1 protein-coding gene is annotated in these 3,256 nt (G+C 76.3%); it reads right to left on the bottom strand.

What is annotated here, in order from left to right:
• Positions 1-291: 291 nt before the first annotated feature.
• The coding region (locus tag D7V88_RS45345) for a serine/threonine-protein kinase (RefSeq protein WP_147449091.1) at positions 292-3,256 on the bottom strand (2,965 nt) is incomplete at its 5' end.

Raw genomic sequence — 3,256 nt, forward strand, 5'->3', positions numbered from 1 at the left:
CCATCCCCTCCACCATCGACTCCAGGTACTCGCGCAGCTCTCTGTCCAGCTTGCGCATCTGTGCAGGGGTCATGACCTCGACGTAGATCATGCCCCTCGACTCGACGCAACTGACTGAGTAGTACTAAGGCGAAGGACGGGAAGGCCGCGCCCGTTGCACCGACCACCCCCGCCGCTCCGGCCGCCCCCGGCAAGGGCGGGTAGGGCGCGTCGCGAGCGGGAAGGGCAGGGCCCCTGGCATCGGGGCCCCTGCCTGGCGGCCGGGCGCGCGGGGCCACCCCCCGAGACGCGCTAATGCAACCTGGCCTGCAGCGACTTGACCCACGCCAGACGGCCGTTCCGCGTCCGGGCCTGCTCGAGTGCGGCGCGTGCGCCCGCGAGGTCCCCCGACGCGGCGAGCACGTGGCCGCGGAGGGCGAGGAGGCGCGGGTCCTCCGGCGTGAAGGTCAGGGACTTGTCGATGGCGGCGCGCGCCCGGGCGAGGTCGGCCGCCAGCGGCGAGGGCCGCGCGAGCACGACCTCCGTCTCCAGGCGCCAGCCGTCGGGGCTGCTCGCATCCTCGGCCTTCATGAGCTGCGCGTACCGGTCCGCGGTGGTGAGGGCCGGCAGGGGGTCGAGCCCGCGGCCCGCCAGCCACGCCGCGCGGTGCAGCTCGACCTCCGCCATCCGGCCCCGCATCGCCGGGTAGACCCCGGCCTTCACCACCTTCTCGAGCAGCGGCCTGGCCCGAGCGAACTCGGGCCCGGGGTCCCGTCCCGCCAGCACCGCGGCCTGGACCTCGAGCACCTCGAGCTCGGCGAGCTGGGCGGCGGCGACGATGTCGGTGTCGACGCGCGTCCGCAGCGTCGCGGCCCAGGGAGCCACCGCGGCCAGCGCGTCGCCGGGCCCCCGTCCCTCGAGGAGCACGGACTCGGCCCAGAGGACCGCAATCTGCACGCCGAAGCCGGCGAGCGCCGACTGGCCCTCGCCCCTCGAGAAGGCCTCGCCGATGATGTGGGCCGCCTCCGCATAGCGCGCGTCGGCCGCCTCGCCGGCGGACCAGCGCCGGGTGGCGTCCTGGCGTATGGCCTGGGCGAGCATGATGCGCGATACGATGGGGCGGTCTCCAATCTCCGCCACCCGGCGCGCCGCGACGAGCGCCGCCTCGATGTCCCCGGTCGAGTCGCCGCCGCGGATGCCGGTGGTCTCGGCGCGGTCCGCGTACATCTGCGAGAGCAGTGAGGGCGGGACGCTCGACTCGGGAGAGAGCTCGCCCGCGCGCGTCGCCGCCGCGATGCCCGTCTCCCAGGCCCAGCCCACCTCGTAATGGGCATCGCGCAGCTCGCGCGCGTAATTGAGGCAGGCCCAGGCGAGCCGCTCCCATGCGGAGCGGTTCGAAGGCGCGGCCCGCGTCGCGGCGTCGGCGGAGGTGACCGCGGCGAGGAGGCTCGGGCCCGGGTCGGTGCCGAGCATGCGTGCGAGCCGCCCCTTCTCCGCGAAAATCTCGGAGCGCACGACCAGCAGGTCCGGGTCCTTCGGGTCCAGGGCGAGCCCCTCGGCGAGGACCGCGAGCGCCGGGTCGAAGCGGTCGGCGCGGACCGGCTCGCGCTGCTGGCGGACCATGCCCTCGTGCATGAGCGCCTGGGCGAGCAGGAGGCGGGGGCGGGGGGCGCTGCGTCCTATCTCCGCCGCGCGCCGGAGCGCCGGGAGGGCCTCGGCGAGGGGCGTGAGCGTCCCGTCATGGTCTCGCGTCTCGTAGACCTCGAGGGAGCGGCGCAGCCAGGACTCGCCCTCGAGTGTGCTCGCCTCAAGCGGGTCGGCCCCGGCCTCGCGCGCCCCCCGGGCGAGCGCGGCGGCGTCGGCATGGCGCTCCTCCACGAGCGCGATGCGGGCCTCGAGGAGGTCGCGGTCGGCGCCGGTCGCGGCGGGGACGAGCCGCAGGCGCGCCACGGCGGGCTCGCGGAAGCGCGCCCGGAGCGCGGCAATTCGGCCCTCCTTCCGCTTCGGGTCGTCGATGCGCGGGAGCTGAGCGCGCTCGCGCGCGTAGCGCTCGCCGTCCAGCAGGCCGAGCGCGAGCGCCGCCTCGGGGTGATGGAACCCGAGCGTCCACGCCCGCTCGAGCGCCTCGCGGGCCGGGTCGGCGTCATGGAGGAGCTGGAGGCCGCGGCCGATGGCGAAGGCCCGCGCGGCCGCTCCGGCGCTGCCGTCCGCGCGCCGCAGCGCGTCCACGGAGGAGCGGATGGCCGCGTACACCGGCGAGAGGTCGTGCGCGGGCGACAAGTGCGCGATGCGCATCGCGTTCTCCATGCGCTGCGCCTCGGCGCCCAGCCGCGCGGCCTCGAGCGCGTCCAGGCCCGCCCGCCGCTCGGCGAACGCGGCCCACGCCACGCCGAGCACCACCGCCGCCGCCGCCACGGCGGCGGCGCGCGCCGCCACCGGGTTGCGCCGCGCCCACTTCGTGGCGCGGTAGGCGAGCGTCGGCGGCCGCGCCAGCACCGGCTCGCTGCGCTGGAAGCGGCCGAGGTCCTCGGCGAACGCGAGCGCCGAGAGGTAGCGCGCGGCCGGTTCCCTCTGCATCGCCCACGCGGCCACGAGCGCCAGCTCGCGGGGGACCGCGGCGCCGAGGGCCGGCGGCTCATCGGCGAGGATGCGGCGGAGCAGGAATGCCGGCTCGGAGCGCCCCGACGCCTCGGCGAGCCCGTGGAACGGCGGGTGCCCGGCGAGCACCGCGTAGAGGGTGGCGCCGAGCGCATAGACGTCAGCGCGAAAGTCCACCGGGCCCGCGCTGGCGAGCTGCTCGGGCGCCATGTACTCGAGCGTGCCCTCCGGAAAGCCGGAGTGGGTGAGCCCGCCCTCCTCGCCGCGGGCGAGGCCGAAGTCACCGAGCCTCGCCAGCGGCACGCCCGGCCCTTGCTCCACCAGCACGTTGTCGGGCTTCACGTCGCGGTGCACGAGCCCCTGGCGATGGGCGGCGTCGAGCCCGAGGGCCGCCTGGCGCACCAGCTCGACCCGGGTGGCGAGCGTGAGGCCCGCGGCGAGGTCCGCGAGCGTCTTGCCCTCGACGAGCTGGAGCACGAGGCACGCGCGGCCCTCCAGCGAGCCGACCGCGTGCACACGGACCACGTTCTCATGCTCCACTCGCGCCTGCAGCCGCGCCTCGAGGACGAGCCGCTCGGTCTCGCGCGGGTCGTCGCCGCGCAGAAACTTCACCGCCACCGCGCGCTCGAGCGTGGAGTCGAAGGCGCGGTGGACCTGGCCCATCCCGCCCTCCCCGAGC

This window comes from Corallococcus terminator (assembly GCF_003611635.1).
GTDB classification, from domain to species: Bacteria; Myxococcota; Myxococcia; order Myxococcales; family Myxococcaceae; genus Corallococcus; species Corallococcus terminator.